This window comes from Oxynema mangrovii CENA135, from assembly GCF_016632315.1.
Lineage (GTDB): Bacteria > Cyanobacteriota > Cyanobacteriia > Cyanobacteriales > Laspinemataceae > Oxynema > Oxynema aestuarii.
Window position 1 is genome coordinate 1 of sequence record NZ_JAEOXH010000010.1, and the last position, 693, is coordinate 693.

Consider the following 693-nt stretch of genomic DNA (forward strand, 5'->3'; position numbering starts at 1 on the left):
TTAAAAACCCGTCACCTTTCTTTTTTTTTTTCAAGCAGAAGACGGCATACGAGATGCCGATGATTTTGTAGTCATATCCAAAGACTTAGGAATCATTGAACAGTGCAAAACTGCTATTTCCGAGTGGCTAAAACCTGTAGGACTAGAAATAAAACCTGAAAAGACCCGAATATGTCACACACTTAAGCCTATTGAGTATAATGGCAAGACAGAAGAACCTGGGTTTGATTTTCTCGGATTCAATATCAGGCAATACCCAGTAGGAAAATATAAAACTGGAAAAACAGGGGGACGTAAGAGCCGATTAATCGGACATAAAACCCACATAAAACCCAGCCCAAAAGCAGTTGCCCACACATAAGCGATAAAAGGTGTAATTAAACAATTTAAAACAGCACCTCAATCAACCCTAATTAACAAACTAAACCCAATTATTAGGGGATGGTCAAACTATTATTCAGGGGTAGTCTCAACAGAGACCTTCAATAAGCTAGATAATAAAATCTGGCTAATGTTAAGGACATGGACAGTATCAAGATGCGGAAAGGCAAGCCATGAAAAGCTAAGGAATTACTTCAGAAATGGAACAGTTAAACTTAGCAATGGGAAAGAAAGACATGAATCTTGGTTATTCAAGACCAAAGATGGATTCCAACTATGGAAACATAATTGGACACCAATAGTCAGACATAC

At 37.8% G+C, this 693-nt stretch carries 1 pseudogene; it reads left to right on the forward strand.

From position 1 onward, the window contains the following. Nucleotides 1–46: 46 nt before the first annotated feature. Nucleotides 47–693, forward strand: a pseudogene (locus tag JJD41_RS25150) (group II intron maturase-specific domain-containing protein); the annotation flags it as partial.